The sequence below is a fragment of the Enterococcus gilvus ATCC BAA-350 genome (assembly GCF_000407545.1).
GTDB lineage: Bacteria > Bacillota > Bacilli > Lactobacillales > Enterococcaceae > Enterococcus_A > Enterococcus_A gilvus.
On record NZ_ASWH01000001.1, the window covers coordinates 667,501 to 682,856 of the forward strand.

The following is a 15,356-nucleotide window of genomic DNA, read 5'->3' on the forward strand; positions in this document are numbered from 1 at the left end:
TTAATCATGATGTCGTAGGTTCGAGTCCTACTGCCGGAGTTTTCGAAGACAGCCTTTTATAGGTTGTCTTTTTTTATGTTTGAGCAAATTGTTTAATGGATTAAGGGAATAGTGCTATCCTCAAGGTGAGGTGAGGATAACTATGTATATGAAAATTTCAGATGAATTGGTAGAGCGACTAGGGAAATACAAAGACAGTCGAATCCTTTTGGACTTAGATGATGGTGTAGGGATGTACTCCAAGATGGGAAGCTGCGCATTGAACATCAGCTTCCGCTTATTGATCTTAGACAAAGACCAAGATTACTCAGACTATACAGTGAACGTTGAAAGCCCAATTGGGGAAATTCCAATCAAAGAACATTCAAAATTGTACTTGGAAGACGACATGTCCTTGGTTTTTGATCCACGGATGTCTTTGATCAAACTGAAAAGCCCTAGTGGTATGATTGATGGAAATGTCCAAATCATTGATTTACGCAAAAATAAGGAGTGAGCCTAAATGGCCCACTCCTTATTTAATTTGGTCTTTCTAAATCAATCGTATTAGCGATATGGCTGTAAGTAGTGCCAGCCAGACGTGCTGCTGGATCAAGGGAGATCGGGTCGATATACTCTTTTTCCGCATCAAAAACAGCTTCTTCAAACGAATAGTTCAAAACTTCCAGAATGAACAAATCACTGATCACGGTTCCTTCATGGTCGCTTACAGGAACATATTGATGAAGCCGAACTTCAAAGCGGATAGGAGCTTCCTGGATCGCTGGTACAGCGACTTCTTTGCTGTCTACAAGTGTAAGTCCGCTCTCGGCTAATTCACTTTCCTCAGCAGGCAGAGAAGCTGAGGAGTGGTTCATTTCGGATAGAACCGAGTCGTTCACCATATGGATCACGCCTTCTTTTTGTTGAAGGAGATTTCGTGCAGTGTCCTTCATCTGATGTTCTTTACGATTGATAGAAAGACTGACTAACGGTAGATCCTTCGCCACAACATTGAAATAGCTGAAGGGAGCGGCATTCACGACATTCGTTGTGTCATCGATCGTAGTGATCCAAGCGATCGGTCGCGGAATAACGCTGCCTGTCAGAAACTTATAATTTTGTTTTGTCGTTAGATCCTTTGCAGAGTAGAAGTACATAGCGCGCTCCTTATTTTCGTTTCTTATTTGCGTCAGAAGTATCGAAGGGGCGAACATACTCTTCGATTTCTTCTCGTTTTGATTGTAAATGAGGAGGCAATGACAAGATTTCACCTGCGTGATCGTAGGTCTCATCTTGCAAGAAACCAGGGCCATCGGTAGCTAGTTCAAATAAGACATTTGGTGCTGCCAGGAAGTATTCTGATTGGAAGTAGAAGCGGTCAACGAATCCTGAATTTGGAAATTCTAGGGCATTGATCTTTTCGATCCAGTCACGAAGCGCGTCATCATCAGCAACACGCAAGGCCAAGTGATGGACATTCCCATAGCCTTCCTGTGCTGGGATCATATCTGGCTGATCATCTACAAGGATCGTCGCACCATTTCCGCCTTCACCAACTTCAAATTGATGCAGACTTTCTTCAGCAGCAGTTTCTTTAAAGCCTAATAGGTTTTCTAAAACCAGTTTTAAGTGTTCGAATTTTGCCACGGTAACAATGGTTGGGCCTAAGCCGAAGATCGCGTGTTCAGCAGGAACATTTGAATTCTTCCAAGGTGTCCCGCCGGCAACGCCGTTATTTTTTTCGTCTGATACTAATTGGAACCATTGATCGTCGTAGTCTTGGAATTCTAAATATTTCTTTCCAAAGCGTTCTTTGATCTCGCCATGAGCAACTTCTTTTTCTGAGAAGCGTTGAGCCCAGAATGTCAATGAAGCGTCGGTCGGCACACGGAAACCAGTCCGTGAAATACTATTCGTCCCTTTGCTTCCCTTTGGAATTTGTGGGAAATCAAAGAAGGTCATATCCGTCCCGGGCGCACCAGAATCATCTGTAAAATAAAGGTGATAGGTTTCGATGTCGTCTTGATTGACTGTTTTTTTAATCATGCGCAAGCCTAAAATATCTGTAAAAAAGCGATAATTTTTTTCGGCGCTGGAAGTCATTGCTGTTACGTGGTGTAATCCGCGAATTTGTGTATCCATAATTTATTCCTCCTAAACTCTTACTAAAAGTAAGTTTATTGGAAAGCTGATTTTTTAGCAAGAATAATGCCTCGACTTGATAATTTTCCAAGGAATCAGTAGGATAGAAACAGGAGGTAGACGATGAAAAAAATTGTATTATTTGATTTAGATGGCACGTTGACCGATTCAAGTGAAGGCATTTTGAACAGCATTCGCTACATGTTGGAGAAAAAGGGCTTGGCTATTTCTGACACGGAGACACTGCGCAGCTTTATTGGTCCTCCTTTGGCCGATTCATTGAAGGCGCTTTACGACATTTCAGAAGCTGAAGCGCAAGAAGCTGTTGAAAGCTACCGTGAGTATTACGCTGATCAGGGAATCAAACAATTAACGGTGTATCCTGGTGTGGAAAAGCTGCTGACGGATTTGTCAGAGGACTATTCTTTAGCGATCGCGACGTCAAAGCCTGAATTTTTTGCTGAACAGGTGATCGAGAACACGGGATTGACGAAGTATTTTACTGGAATTTTTGGTGCAGACCTGGCGGGAGACCGTTCAAAAAAAGCTGACGTGATCACGTACGCATTAGAGCAATTAGAAGGAGATACGGCGGTGATGGTCGGGGATCGGAAATTTGATATTTTAGGTGCCAAGGACAATCAGTTGAAGAGCATCGGTGTGCTGTATGGCTTCGGGGATCGGCAGGAATTAGCGGAAGCAGGGGCGGATCTTCTTGTAGAGAAGGCGTTGGAGATTCCTCTCGCCCTTCAAAGATTGTTTTAAGCAACTTCTACAGAAAAAGGACGTTGAAAACAAAAAAAATCCCTCAAGCGAGGGATTTTTTGATCAATTATTCGACTTAGTACCAGCCGTTTGCTTGCCAGAATGCTTGTGCGCCTTCCCATGAACCATAGCGAGAAGTGACATATTGATCCGCAACACGTTCTTGGTTTGCAGCAGAGTAGTCACCATTTAAGTATGAAGCAGATAATTGGTAACGTCCAATGTATTGACCGTTTGTTGCAGTGTAAGAACCGCTAGATTCGCGTTGTGCGATCCATTCTTTTGCTGAGCTTGTACTTGCTGGAGCTGAAGCTTCTGCAGCAGGAGCCGCTGGTTGTTGTGCTTGTTGTACAGGAGCAGCAGCCGGTTGTGCTGGCGCTTCTTGAACAGGTGCTTGTTGTGCAGGTGCAGGAGCTGCTTGTTCTTGAACAGGAGCAACAGTAGTATTGCCTTTTGCATCTGTGTCGATCGTCAAGTTTTGTCCTTCAAAGATCATATCAACGTTAGAGATGTTGTTTTCACTAGCAATTGAATGAACCAAGCTGTTATCGCCTGCAAATTTGATTGAGATTTTTGATAACGTATCACCTGATTGAACAGTGTAATTTTCAGCTGCATGTGCATCGTTTGTTCCTAGTGCAAATACTGCACCGGCTGTTAGTAAAGTTGTAAGTACAAGAGTTTTTCCAAATTTCATTATGTAAATTCCTCCAAAAAAGTTTTTAATGTCATCAGTCATTTCGACTACGAGACTTACTTTACCATCCTTCTTCATGTCGTGGGTTATAAACCAGTGACAAGAGGTTACAAGGAAATGTAGAAATGTAACAAAACATGGAAAAAAGGGGCCTTTTGAAATACTTAATCTCTATTAAGAATGTCTGAATCCCTATGAGGGACAAGGGATTTGCGAGGTGTTTTTCAGGGGGGATAGATGTAAGCGCTGATAAAAGTTGCAATGTTGACACTCCGTTGTAAAGAATCAGACGATTGTAGGAGCGAAAATCTCGGAAAAACGACGGATTATTTCTTAAGAAAAGGTAAATGATAGACAAAACGAGGTGAAACATGGCCATTACGATAAAAGAAATTGCCCGTCTGGCGGGTGTCTCCGTGACGACGGTCTCTCAGATCCTTAATCAGAAGGGGGGACGCTTCAGCGAAGCAACCAAACAGCGGGTCTTAACGGTGATCGAAGAGCAAAACTATTCGCCAAATTATTTTGCTTCAAATATCATTGCAAAAAAATCAAAGACGATCGGTGTGATCGTTCCTGATTTTTCAGAACAATTTGCTTCGGCGATCGTCAGAGAGATCAAACGACACTTGGAAGAGCAAGGGTACTATTTGATCATTTGCGAATCGGATCATGAGTTCGAGAAGGAACAGGTGCTGCTGGAGCAGTTGGCGAAGATCGCTGTGGAGGGAATTATTCTCTTTACGCCCAATCTATACGATCAGGATCAACGAATCCACAAAGGTCGCTACCAGGAGATCCCAGTTGTTTTTGCGGATAGGGGACTCAATGAAGGCTATTACGGGACAGTGAAGATCGATGAATTTTCAGGAGTCTATCGGGCCCTCGAGTGGCTGATCGGAGATGGGCATCGCAGGATCGGCCTTCTGATGGATGATGCAGAGCACTATCATTTAGCGGAACGATTTGACGCATATAGACAGGCGCTGCAGGATCATCAGCTTATAATAGAAGAAACACACATCAAACAGATGCCTTTGACGATCGAAGGCGGGTATAAAGGCGCTACTGAATTGCTGAGGGAGACAGAGGTGAGTGCGATCTTCTGCTGCGATGATATGTTAGCGATTGGGTGTTACCAAGCCGTGTTTGATAGTGGCAGAATGTTGGATCAGGAAATTACGGTGGTAGGCTTCGATGGCGGAGAAGTGACGCAGATCGTTCGGCCAAAAATAAGGAGTGTCCGTCAGCCTTATAAAGAATTAGGAAATGCTTATGCGGACAAGATTCGAATGGCGATCCAACAGCCAGATCGCCAAATGGATGACCGGTTGTTCCATGTAAGCTTTGACCCAGAATAAGCAATGAGAGTAGAGAAGCATTTGCGTCAGAGCAAATGCTTTTTTGTTATGAAAAAATTACTTTCCCTATAAATCTAGACGAATATTAGTGAAATAGTTCGGTGAATAAGGGGGTGTTCTTGTAATTTCTCTATTTTTAACAAAAAAAGCTCAATTTTTTAAGCAATATGGGTTAATTCTTTGGTAGAATATTGGGAGATAAAATGAATTCTTTTTGGCCTTCAGGGTATAGGGGAAAAGAATGATGATGGAAAAGTGGGGGAGCGTTTTTGAAAAGGGTTGGGGAAGTATTTTTTGCGATTGGAACAAGGAAACTCATCATTATTGGTTTGTTGCTTTTATTGGGAGTGGTCAGTTTTTACTCCTACAAGAGTGTGTATTACGCGGAACGGTTGCTGCCTAAGACAAAAGTAAACGCGATCGATGTTGGCGGACTGACTGTGGAGCAGGCGAATGAAAAAATCACGAAAGAGCTGACAGAGGCCCCTTTCGCGATTCGTTTAGACAAGCATTTGTGGAGGGAACTTAAGCGCAGCGATTATGGGTGGTCTAAAGATCATCGAGAGGCGCTCAAACGGCTGAAACAGGAGCAAAGTCCATTTGCATGGGGCCTGAGCGGATTTGCAAAGCATCAGTACCAGCTGCCGAACACCTTTGACCGTGGGCAGGTGGAACAATTAGTGGAGGCGTTGAGAATGACGCTTCTAGAAAAAAATGTGACGCGGATTCCGACGAAAAATGCTAGGATCGAGTGGCAGAATGGGGCATTTAAAATCGTTCCAGAAGAACAAGGGAACACTTTTGACATTGATGCTGTGCAGAATGCTGTAAAACGCGGCTTGGAAGAAGGCCAGTCGTCAGTAGATGCGGAAAAGTATTATGCTCGGCCGATCATGACAAAAAAGGACGGCACGTTAAAGAAGCAACAGGAAAAATTAAATCAGTTTACTAAAATGAAAGCGTCTTACAGGATCAATGGTAAGTCCATCGCCCTTTCTAATGAGGAACTCAGCAGCTGGCTGACCACGAACGAGAATGGAGAAGTGCAGATCGATCAAGAAAAGGTCACGCGTTTTGTGACCAAGCTAAACGCAGACTATAATACCCAGGAGAATCCGACACCCTTCACTAGTACAAAACGAGGTGAGGTCTCTGTACCTATGGGAATCTATGGCTGGTCTATCGACATTCCTGCGGAGGTCCAAGCCTTGAGCGGGGAGATTTTAAAAGGGAAAAATTTTGATCGCACGCCGATCGTGACTGGCGATGCACCAACAGTCCAAGCCGGCATCGGCAATACGTATGTAGAAGTCGATCTGCAAAACCAATATATGTGGTATTACAAAGAGGGCAAGGTCCAGCTAGAAACAGATATTGTCAGCGGGAAGCCATCCACACCAACACCGCCTGGGGTAAATTATGTGACGAGCAAATCAACGGATCAAGTCCTGCGGGGCTTGAATGAGGACGGCTCCAAGTACGCCAGTCCTGTACGCTATTGGATGCCGATCGACCGGACAGGCGTAGGCATTCATGATTCTGATTGGCAGTATGCGTATGGCGGAGATCTCTGGCTATACCGAGGGTCTCACGGGTGTATCAACACGCCGCCAGCTAAAATGGATGAACTTTATCCGATTTTGGAGACAGGAACCCCTGTCGTCGTTTTCTAATAGAACAGGAACAAGCATCAGAAAAAAATTCTGGTGCTTTTTTTTGTTTAAAGTCGTTTTATTCCCCTAGAATTTTGCGGGATAAAAACAAGTGATCGGCTTGAGACCAGCAAACAGATAACTGTCACTGACCAAAATAGGACGCTTCTTTCATAGAGAAGAAGCGTCCTATTTTTTCTTTGTGGAGGGAAGCTATTCAAAAAAATGACGCATAAAACGACACGATCCAAAAAGCAAGGCACGTGATTAACTGTAAAATCATCCTTATAAATAGACGAAAACAGAGAGGTTAAAATAACTGATAAACAATCGATAGACAAATGAATACCGAGGGAGCCAGTTATTATGAGCGTTGCCGTTTTCGTTTATGAACAGCCTAAAGGGCTAAAAAAGATACTCAATAAAGGAAAGAAGGAAAACACATGTGTACGACAGTTTTAGTAGGAAAAAAAGCATCACGTACAGGATCAACAATGATCGCGAGAAATTGCGATACCGAGGCACCGATCCAGCCAGTGAAGTTTGTTCAAGTAGAGGAAAATGCGGTTACTAGCGGAACCTTCCACTCTGTGATCACTCATTTTTCTGAAGCGTATCCTGAGCAGGCGTTGGGCTATCAAATGATCCCATTTGTTGAACAAGAAACGCTAGGCATTTTTGGCGAGGCAGGAATCAATTCATTGAATGTTGCCATGAGCTCGACAGAAAGTATTTTCGGCAATCCCTTCGTATTGGCTGCCGATCCATTTACAGAGGAAGGCTTAGGAGAAGATGCACTGTTAACGATGGTGCTCCCTTATATCACTTCCGCAAGAGAAGGCGTTGAATACGTCGGGAAACTCATCGAAAAGCACGGTTCCCACGAAGGAAACGGGATCATCTTCAGCGACAAGGACGACATCTGGTATATGGAGATTCCTTGCGGGCATCATTGGGTCGCACAACGTATCCCTGATGACCATTGCGCAGTCATCGCGAACCAATCGATCATTGAAACGGTAGATTTTGAAGACGAGGCGAATTTCATGCATTCAGCAAACATTCGCACCTTCGTAGAGACCCACGCGCTGAACCCTGAAGACGACACCTTCAATTTCAGACAGATCTTTGGGACGAGCAATTTGCAGGATCGCAAGTACAATACCGCCAGAGTATGGTATGGACAGAAAATTTTAGGCAAAGAGAATGCCAGTCCGACAGCCGATGATATGCCATTTACATTCGAACCGGCTCATCGATTAACAGTGGATGATGTCGGTCGTGTTCTAAGCTCTCACTTCGATGAAACGATCTATGACCCATTCAGTAAAGGCGACGAGCAGGCGGCACACGCTTTCCGACCTATTTCGATGAATCGTACCGCTGAATCTCATATCCTGGAAATTCGAAACAATGTAGACCCTGAGTTCGCCGCATTGTTTTGGTTGAACAGCGGACCTACAGCATTTAATCCCTATGTTCCTTTTTATGCCAACAGTAAGGATACCTCATCTCTTTACAATGAGACGAGTCTGACCTTTGACAGCAATCAAGCCTACTGGCGCGCACGTTTGCTCGCTGTTTTAGTTGAGAGAGACTATGACAAACTTGCCTTCTTGAACTTTGGCTATTTAACGAGTGCGAAAGAACTGGCGCATCAGTTGATTTTAGCCAGCGATCAAGAAGCAGAGAACTATACTGGCGAGGAACGCAAAGACTTTTTGACTGCGTGCAATGAGAAGCATGCGAAAAAAATGAACCAGCTTGCGTTGGATCATATTGGTGCGTTGGTGGAGCAAGGCTTGGGCTTATCGGCATTGACCTATGACATTACGAAGGACATTTAAAATGGACAGAAAGGAGTTGAACAGCAATGGAACACAATCATGGGGCCATTCAAAAGGGAACCACAGCACCCAATGCGACCGTTTCTGATGGCACTACTGGAAAAAAGACACTCTCTAAAATTACTTTGACGACGTTTATCGGGCTGACCTTTGCCTTGGTCGCGGGGCCTTATTATTCTACCTTGACGGCGACCGGCTGGAATATGTTTTTATACATGGCGATCGCCACGATCGGCTTTGCCCTTCCTATCGCACTGATTTCAGGCGAATTTGGAACGACCTTCCCTGGAAGAGGGGGCCCAGAGCTTTGGGTCAAAAATACGCTCGGTCCTAAATGGGGCTTTGTCACCTCCTGGCTGATCTGGATGTCGATGATTCCCGCGATGCTGGTGGTGGGTACAGGCTTTGCGCCAACCGTTGCTCTGCTGATCGGGAAGAAAGAATTGGTCGAAAACCCGATCTATACCTTGGGCGTCATTTTGGTCTTGGTTTGGACCATGACGCTATTGAATCTAAAATTCGATATGGCAAAAATCAATGGGAAATTCGGCATATGGCTTGGTTTTTACATCCCAGTGGTCATGCTATTCGGGCTCGGATTGTACACATTCATCAAATTCGGCTTTAATGCCGACAGTATCTTAGGTAGCTTTGAACCGTCTAAGTTAGTACCTAAGTCGCTGACTAGCGGCTCAGGAATGTACTTCAGCGGAGTTATATTTATCTTTTTAGGGATCGAGATGTCCTCTGTATTTATTACGCGGTTAAGAAAACCGTCGGGTCAATACGCAAAAGGCGTCATCATTGCACTGGTCCTTTTAGCGATTCTCTCATTGTGTAACGCCTTCTTTGTGGCAAATGTGATTCCTAAGGGAGATATCCAGTTGAACAACACGGTCCAACCGTTGCAAATTTTTGCGGAACGTCTAGGCTTGCCTTACATTCTCGTCCAATTGTTCTGTTTAATGTCGATCATCAGTGTGTTGACGAATATGTCTACTTGGTTCGTCAGTGCCTCTAAAACCATGACACAAAGTGCGCTGAATGGTGATTTTCCACCTAAATTGAAATTTTGGAAAACCAATAAATTCAATGCGTGCCCGTCGCTATTGATCGTGCAAGCAGCAGCGATCTCACTATTGTCGGTCGCCTACGCTGTGATCCCCGGGATCAATACAGTCTTTATCATCATCACCAACAGCGGGACCGTCTTGTATTGTCTGGCCTACAGCTTGATGACGATTGGCTATATCAGCATGAGACGACAGGATAAAAATCAAGACCATCCTTTCCGTGTCGGGAAAAAAGGCAATCATTTGGCTTACATGGTGTCCTTTTTACTTCTAGCAACCATTGTTTTTGCGCTTGTTATCACGTTTATGAACAATAGCTTGCTGAATCTAGTATTTGTAGTGATCTTTACGGGCATCTTCTTCATGGTTCCTTTGTTCATTTATCGAAACAGGAAAGAAAGCTGGAAAATGCCCTCCAGCCAAAAGGAAACAAAAAGTTAACGCCAGAATGAGCGCTTTAGAAATTGTAAAACACAAAGCGCTCGTTCTTATAGATTGGAGGATTTAAAATGGCGACAACAAATAGTCCGCTCGCAAAGAGCAGCGGCACAGCGGCGGCCACGAGCAAAAGCAAATTGTCTTTTCTATCGATCTACTTTCTAGGAATCAATGCGATCGTTGGCTCAGGAGCATTTCTTTTGCCGCAAGAGATATACCAACGAGTGGGCGTGATGAGTGTCTTAGTCATCCTGTGTGCGGCAATGACAGTCAGCATGATCGCCTTATGTTATGCCGATCTATCCAGCCGATTTTCTGGCTCAGGGGCAGCATGGCTTTACTCGTATAATGCATTCGGTAAATTTACCGGCTTTCAAATCGGCTTGTTTTCATGGTTCTTAGGTTGTTTGACCTTGTCCGCGGAATCTGTAGCCTTGCTTAGAACACTGAAAAATCTCTTTCCGCAATTGGATAATGGGATCGTAAAAATTTTGTTTCCGGTCACGTTGATCACGATACTGGCGATCATTAATTTATTTGGTACGTCGCTCGTCAAATTCATCAACGGGATCTCATCCGTCTTCAAAATTTTTATTGTTCTATTCTTCATAGTTTTAGGAGCATTTTTCATGCATAAAACAAACTTCACACCGATCGTACCAAGCACAGTTACAAATACGAAAAGCTTTGTCGGTCATTTCGGGTCCGCATTTAGTGTTGTTTTTTATATGTTCAGCGGGTTTTCATTTATACCTGTTGCAGCAGCGCAAATGAACAATCCCGAAAAAAATATTCCTAAAGCATTGATTTATGTGATGGCGAGTGTCACCGTCTTGTACACACTCGTTCAAACGATCGCTATCGGAATCTTAGGGACAACGATCGTGAAGTACGATGTCCCGATTGCAGAAGCAATGAAGATCGGTGTCGGTCATTGGGCCTATGCCATCATCATCTTAGGGATGATCCTGTCGATCTTTGGTGTCGCCTTCGCTGTATCCTTCAGCACACCGGCACTGGCTGCGTCATTAGCAGAAGAGCACCATTTATTGCCAAGTTCTATTGGAAAGAAAAATAAATACGGTGCCCCTTATGTGGCAGTGATCGTAACATCCGTGATCAGTATTTTTGCAACACAATGCAGCTATATCTTCTTAGTATCCTGCATCGTGTTAGCATCATTTATCCAATATGTACCATCGATTCTAGCGGTCATCAAATTCAAGAAGACGAAACAATTTCCAAATAATGGCTTCAGCCTAAAGGGCGGCTATGTCGTTCCTATTTTGGCCTTGGTCATCTCAATGTATTTATTGACGAATTTTAACTTAAAAGTTCTATTAGTGATGTTGGCCGTATTCATACTAGGTGTCATTATCTATGTCACAAAAATCAAAGGCGCTGAGAACGAACAAGCAGCCAATTAAAAAAGCACGTAACCACAAAAAAATATCATTTAAAAAAAATGAATAGAGGAGAATGATTAACATGAAAGCAACGAAACAATTAGGATTAGCAGCAGCAACTTTAGGAATGATCGTATTATTAGGAGCCTGCGGGCGAACAGAAGAAAGCGGCACGATCGTCGGCGGTTCCGGCTCAGAGGAAGTCTACACTGATTCTTCAGGCGACGAGGCAGTCGTCGGGGAAGAGACGTTAAAAGATGACGGCTACTTCAAACAAGTCGTAACAGAAGGGATCGATCCAAAGGTAAAGGATATCGTGTCCTATGATACACAGTTCAGCAATTCAGATTGGGACAAGATCACCTTCGATGTCGACCATGCGAAAATAGTCACGGTCAAAGACTTTAAAGATGAAAAAGGAGATACCTATAAAACCTTGCTCTCCTTGAAGTATAAATTAGACATTGAAGATACCTCGGACAAATACATCATGCCTGATAAAGCGGAAGTTGAATTAGCAGATGGCAAAAAAGTCAGCGCCGATTTCTTTATGGATATTTTCGATGACGAATTCTCAACGACAGATGCCCACAAAGATGGCTTCATTCACTTCAAGATCAAAGACGAAGAAAAAATCAGGGAAATCAAAGCTGTGGATGTGACATTCCGTGCAAAAACAGATAACAACCACGAAACGACTCATACGTATAAAATTGATTTCCCATTAGAAGCAGAAGAATAAGCAGGTAAGCATCAATTAAATCGAGTCAAAACAAAAAGCCGTTGGTTCAGCGGCTTTTTGTTTTGGGCTTCATTTCGAACCAACTGGTATTAGATTTTCTCGCATAATTTCTATGAGCAGAAAAAAGAAGCCGCTTCTATTGATTGATTCCTAAAAATAGGTACCCTGCTAATCGTTGGTATAAAGGGGTTTTTAATTTTACGAATGATAAATCGATTATTATTGTTGACAGACCTAAAAAAACCACCTTACTATTGGTTTGTGGTTATAACCAGTTGCGAAGAGGAGAATCCCATGGAAAATTCTTTTAAAAACAAAGCTTTGTACTATCAACTCGTAGATCTATTAAAAGAGCGGATGGAGGCCAGCATGATCCCTCATGACAAGCTGCCTTCAGAACGAGAATTGACAGCACACTACGGTGTCAGTCGGACGACGGTCCGTTTGGCTCTGCAAGAGCTAGAACGCACCGGATTTATTTATCGACGTCATGGAAAAGGGACCTTTGTTTCTGACATCAGAAAAGACGCAGCCGACTTAGCGGGCGCCTACAGCTTTACGGAACAGATGAAAAGCTTAGGGAGAAATCCTGAGACGAGAATCTTATCCTTTGAAAAGATCGAAGCAGATAAGTTCATTGCGCAGCATCTCAATCTTTCCTTAGGAGAGGCCGTTTTTAAGTTGAGTCGTTTACGAATCGCAGACCGTGAGCCGTTAATGATCGAAGATACCTATTTACCAGTCAAATTCTTTTTAGCATTAGACGATTCACTTTTGCGCAGCAAGCCTTTGTACGATCTTTTTTCAGAAGATTTTGATCAGACGGTCCGTCTGGCGGATGAAGAATTGTACGCCAGTCTTGCTTCAAAGGAGGATGCAAAACAATTGATGATCCCTGTAGGCGCACCTGTCCTGCATTTAGCCCGACAGACCTACAATATGAAAAATGAACGTATTGAATTCACACTGAGTGTTGCCCGTGCGGATCAATTCCATTATCAGATCCGCCATATTCGAAAGAGTTAGGAGAGAATGAATCGATGTTTACAGTAGAAAAAGACAAATTGGAACAGATGGGTGCTGAGATCACGACACGTGAGATTCGCCAGCAGCCAGAGCTTTGGGAGGAGACCCTTCACCTCTATCAGGAGGCGCAAGCCGCGTTAGAAGAATTTCTTGCCGCAGTAAAAGCAAACGCTCAAGGGAAACGAACACGAGTGATCTTCACTGGTGCAGGGACTTCCCAATATGTCGGTGACACCGTGGTTCCATACCTGCGGAAACATGGCAATGTCCAACACTTCAGCTTTGAAAGCATCGGCACCACCGATATCGTGGCAGAGCCGTTGGAATATTTGATCAAAGAAGAGCCGACGTTGCTTGTGTCCTTTGCCAGAAGCGGGAACAGTCCTGAAAGCTTGGCGGCTGTTGAAATCGCTGATCAAGTGGTCGATACGATCCATCATTTAGCGATCACCTGTGCCGAAGAAGGAAAGCTGGCTCAGCTCAGCGAAGAAGCAGAGAACAGCTTCTTATTCTTGATGCCTGAACGCTCAAATGATGACGGCTTCGCCATGACAGGCAGCTTTTCTTGTATGACCCTTGGCGCCTTGCTGACCTTTGACCAAACCGCATTATCCGAGAAGCAAACGTATGTCCAAGCCTTGAGCCGCATGGGGAGCGAAGTGATCGCTCGTGAAGAGGAGCTCGCGACCCTTGTAGGACTCGAGTTCGATCGAATCGTTTACGTTGGTTCTGGAAGTCTCGCTGGTTTGACCCGCGAAGCGCAGTTGAAAATACTAGAATTGACGGCTGGGAAAATCGCGACTGTTTTTGATTCTTCCATGGGCTTTCGTCATGGACCAAAATCCTTCATCAATGAAAAGACGCTGATGTTCGGATTTGTGAATAATGATCCCTATACACGCGACTATGACTTGGATGTCTTAGAGGAAGTACACGGAGATGAAATCGCTATCAGTGTATTAGCCATCACGCAGCCTGGAGAGCGGAATTTCTCAGGTGACAAATTTGAGTTTGCTTCTGCGGCAGAACGCTTGCCGGATGGTTACCTAGCGTTAGGCTATATCATGGTGGCCCAGACGGTCGCACTATTGACCTCTGTCAAAGTAGCAAACAAACCGGATACACCATCGCCTACAGGAACTGTGAATCGTGTGGTAAAAGGCGTTACGATCCATGAATACAAGTAGAGAAGAACGGGGAGGAAAACGATGCTTACACTGACCAAAGGAAAAAAGGCGGCAATGGACCGCTTATCAACAAAAGAGGGCGTAATCAGCGCGTTGGCGATCGACCAACGAGGCGCTTTAAAGAAAATGATCAAGGCATTAGACGTAGAACCAACAGATGCACACATTGAAGCGTTTAAGGCGTTGGTTTCCAGTGAACTGACTCCGTATGCGTCCTCGATCCTTCTAGATCCTGAATACGGATTGCCCGCTGCAAAGGCTCGCTATAAAGATGCCGGCTTGCTGCTGGCCTATGAAAAAACAGGATACGACGCAGAAACACCCGGCCGTTTGCCGGATTTATTGTCGGATTGGTCGGTTTTACGGCTGAAAGAGCAAGGGGCCGATGCGATAAAATTCTTGCTTTACTATGACATTGATGAAGACGCAGCCATCAACCAGCAAAAGCACCGGTTCATTGAACGCTTAGGCAGTGAGTGCGCGCAAGAAGACATACCTTTTTACTTAGAATTGGTCTCTTATGACGCACAAAATGAAGATGCCGGATCACTGGCTTATGCAAAAATCAAGCCTCATAAAGTCAATGAGATGATGAAGGAATTTTCAAAGCCGCAATACAAGGTAGATGTATTGAAAGTCGAAGTGCCTGTCAATATGAACTACGTTGAAGGCTATGGAACAGGCGAGACTGCCTATTCTAAGGAAGAAGCCGCAAACTACTTCCTTGAACAAAGCCAAGCAACAGACTTGCCATTTATTTTCTTAAGTGCGGGCGTATCAACCGAATTGTTCCAGCAGACTTTAGTCTTCGCTAAAGAAGCGGGATCGACCTTCAACGGGGTACTTTGCGGACGTGCGACTTGGAAAAATGGGGTCAAGCCTTTCATCGAAGCTGGGGAGTCAGCAGCGCGGGAATGGTTAGAGACCGAAGGCAGAGAAAATATCGAAAGCCTGAACACGGTCCTCGCTCAGACTGCCAGCTCTTGGCATGACAAAGTGCAGCTTGCCGAAGAAGCATTCGTGAAATAGGAGGAAGTC

General features: G+C 44.2%; 14 protein-coding genes and 1 tRNA gene (1 of these 15 running past the window's edge). 12 read left to right on the top strand and 3 right to left on the bottom strand.

Annotated elements, in window-relative coordinates; all coding sequences use genetic code 11:
• Positions 1-39 (top strand) — tRNA-Asn (locus tag I592_RS03255); it begins 35 nt to the left of the window's first position.
• Positions 40-142: 103 nt separating this feature from the next.
• Positions 143-496, top strand: a complete 354-nt coding sequence (locus tag I592_RS03260; RefSeq protein WP_010781647.1) for an iron-sulfur cluster biosynthesis family protein — start codon at positions 143-145, stop codon at positions 494-496.
• Positions 497-518: 22 nt separating this feature from the next.
• Here I592_RS03260 and I592_RS03265 read toward each other — a convergent pair whose 3' ends face one another.
• Positions 519-1,139: a flavin reductase family protein gene (locus I592_RS03265; RefSeq protein ID WP_010781646.1), complete on the bottom strand. Its 621-nt coding sequence runs from the start codon at positions 1,137-1,139 to the stop codon at positions 519-521.
• 10 nt (positions 1,140-1,149) lie between these two features.
• Complete coding sequence (locus I592_RS03270; RefSeq protein WP_010781645.1) at positions 1,150-2,124, bottom strand: ring-cleaving dioxygenase; 975 nt, start codon at positions 2,122-2,124, stop codon at positions 1,150-1,152.
• A 123-nt stretch (positions 2,125-2,247) separates the two neighbouring features.
• Between I592_RS03270 and I592_RS03275 the strand changes: the two genes are divergently transcribed.
• Entirely contained in the window at positions 2,248-2,889 is a 642-nt protein-coding gene (locus I592_RS03275; RefSeq protein WP_010781644.1) for an HAD-IA family hydrolase, read from the top strand.
• Positions 2,890-2,965: 76 nt separating this feature from the next.
• Here I592_RS03275 and apf read toward each other — a convergent pair whose 3' ends face one another.
• Positions 2,966-3,586 (bottom strand): aggregation-promoting factor, encoded by a 621-nt coding sequence (apf, locus tag I592_RS03280; RefSeq protein ID WP_010781643.1) that lies wholly within the window; start codon positions 3,584-3,586, stop codon positions 2,966-2,968.
• A gap of 371 nt (positions 3,587-3,957) precedes the next feature.
• Between apf and I592_RS03285 the strand changes: the two genes are divergently transcribed.
• The 9 genes from I592_RS03285 to lacD all read left to right on the top strand — a co-directional run bounded on the left by I592_RS03285 (position 3,958) and on the right by lacD (position 15,347).
• The gene (locus I592_RS03285) at positions 3,958-4,947 is read left to right on the top strand and encodes a LacI family DNA-binding transcriptional regulator (RefSeq protein WP_010781642.1); all 990 of its coding nucleotides are present in this window, start codon (positions 3,958-3,960) and stop codon (positions 4,945-4,947) included.
• A 269-nt stretch (positions 4,948-5,216) separates the two neighbouring features.
• On the top strand, positions 5,217-6,620 hold the full coding sequence (locus I592_RS03290; protein ID WP_010781641.1) for a L,D-transpeptidase family protein: 1,404 nt from the start codon (positions 5,217-5,219) through the stop codon (positions 6,618-6,620).
• Between the two features lie 422 nt (positions 6,621-7,042).
• Entirely contained in the window at positions 7,043-8,446 is a 1,404-nt protein-coding gene (locus I592_RS03295) for a C69 family dipeptidase (protein WP_010781640.1), read from the top strand.
• 26 nt (positions 8,447-8,472) lie between these two features.
• A complete protein-coding gene (locus tag I592_RS03300; RefSeq protein ID WP_010781639.1) occupies positions 8,473-9,960 on the top strand; it encodes an amino acid permease in 1,488 nt (495 codons plus the stop codon).
• A 68-nt stretch (positions 9,961-10,028) separates the two neighbouring features.
• Positions 10,029-11,384, top strand: coding sequence for an APC family permease (locus tag I592_RS03305; protein WP_010781638.1), 1,356 nt, complete (start codon positions 10,029-10,031; stop codon positions 11,382-11,384).
• Between the two features lie 61 nt (positions 11,385-11,445).
• Positions 11,446-12,105, top strand: a complete 660-nt coding sequence (locus tag I592_RS03310; RefSeq protein WP_010781637.1) for a hypothetical protein — start codon at positions 11,446-11,448, stop codon at positions 12,103-12,105.
• A 294-nt stretch (positions 12,106-12,399) separates the two neighbouring features.
• Positions 12,400-13,131: a GntR family transcriptional regulator gene (locus I592_RS03315; RefSeq protein WP_010781636.1), complete on the top strand. Its 732-nt coding sequence runs from the start codon at positions 12,400-12,402 to the stop codon at positions 13,129-13,131.
• Positions 13,132-13,145: 14 nt separating this feature from the next.
• Complete coding sequence (locus tag I592_RS03320; RefSeq protein WP_010781635.1) at positions 13,146-14,318, top strand: SIS domain-containing protein; 1,173 nt, start codon at positions 13,146-13,148, stop codon at positions 14,316-14,318.
• A gap of 21 nt (positions 14,319-14,339) precedes the next feature.
• Positions 14,340-15,347 carry a tagatose-bisphosphate aldolase gene (lacD, locus tag I592_RS03325; RefSeq protein ID WP_010781634.1) on the top strand — a complete coding sequence of 336 codons (1,008 nt, stop codon included), beginning with the start codon at positions 14,340-14,342 and terminating at the stop codon, positions 15,345-15,347.
• Positions 15,348-15,356: the final 9 nt, after the last annotated feature.

Coding starts and splice junctions, on each gene's coding strand:
- I592_RS03260 (WP_010781647.1), top strand. CDS start 143: ATGTATATGAAAATTTCAGATGAATTGGTAGAGCGACTAGGGAAATAC.
- I592_RS03265 (WP_010781646.1), bottom strand. CDS start 1,139: ATGTACTTCTACTCTGCAAAGGATCTAACGACAAAACAAAATTATAAG.
- I592_RS03270 (WP_010781645.1), bottom strand. CDS start 2,124: ATGGATACACAAATTCGCGGATTACACCACGTAACAGCAATGACTTCC.
- I592_RS03275 (WP_010781644.1), top strand. CDS start 2,248: ATGAAAAAAATTGTATTATTTGATTTAGATGGCACGTTGACCGATTCA.
- apf (WP_010781643.1), bottom strand. CDS start 3,586: ATGAAATTTGGAAAAACTCTTGTACTTACAACTTTACTAACAGCCGGT.
- I592_RS03285 (WP_010781642.1), top strand. CDS start 3,958: ATGGCCATTACGATAAAAGAAATTGCCCGTCTGGCGGGTGTCTCCGTG.
- I592_RS03295 (WP_010781640.1), top strand. CDS start 7,043: ATGTGTACGACAGTTTTAGTAGGAAAAAAAGCATCACGTACAGGATCA.
- I592_RS03300 (WP_010781639.1), top strand. CDS start 8,473: ATGGAACACAATCATGGGGCCATTCAAAAGGGAACCACAGCACCCAAT.
- I592_RS03305 (WP_010781638.1), top strand. CDS start 10,029: ATGGCGACAACAAATAGTCCGCTCGCAAAGAGCAGCGGCACAGCGGCG.
- I592_RS03310 (WP_010781637.1), top strand. CDS start 11,446: ATGAAAGCAACGAAACAATTAGGATTAGCAGCAGCAACTTTAGGAATG.
- I592_RS03315 (WP_010781636.1), top strand. CDS start 12,400: ATGGAAAATTCTTTTAAAAACAAAGCTTTGTACTATCAACTCGTAGAT.
- I592_RS03320 (WP_010781635.1), top strand. CDS start 13,146: ATGTTTACAGTAGAAAAAGACAAATTGGAACAGATGGGTGCTGAGATC.
- lacD (WP_010781634.1), top strand. CDS start 14,340: ATGCTTACACTGACCAAAGGAAAAAAGGCGGCAATGGACCGCTTATCA.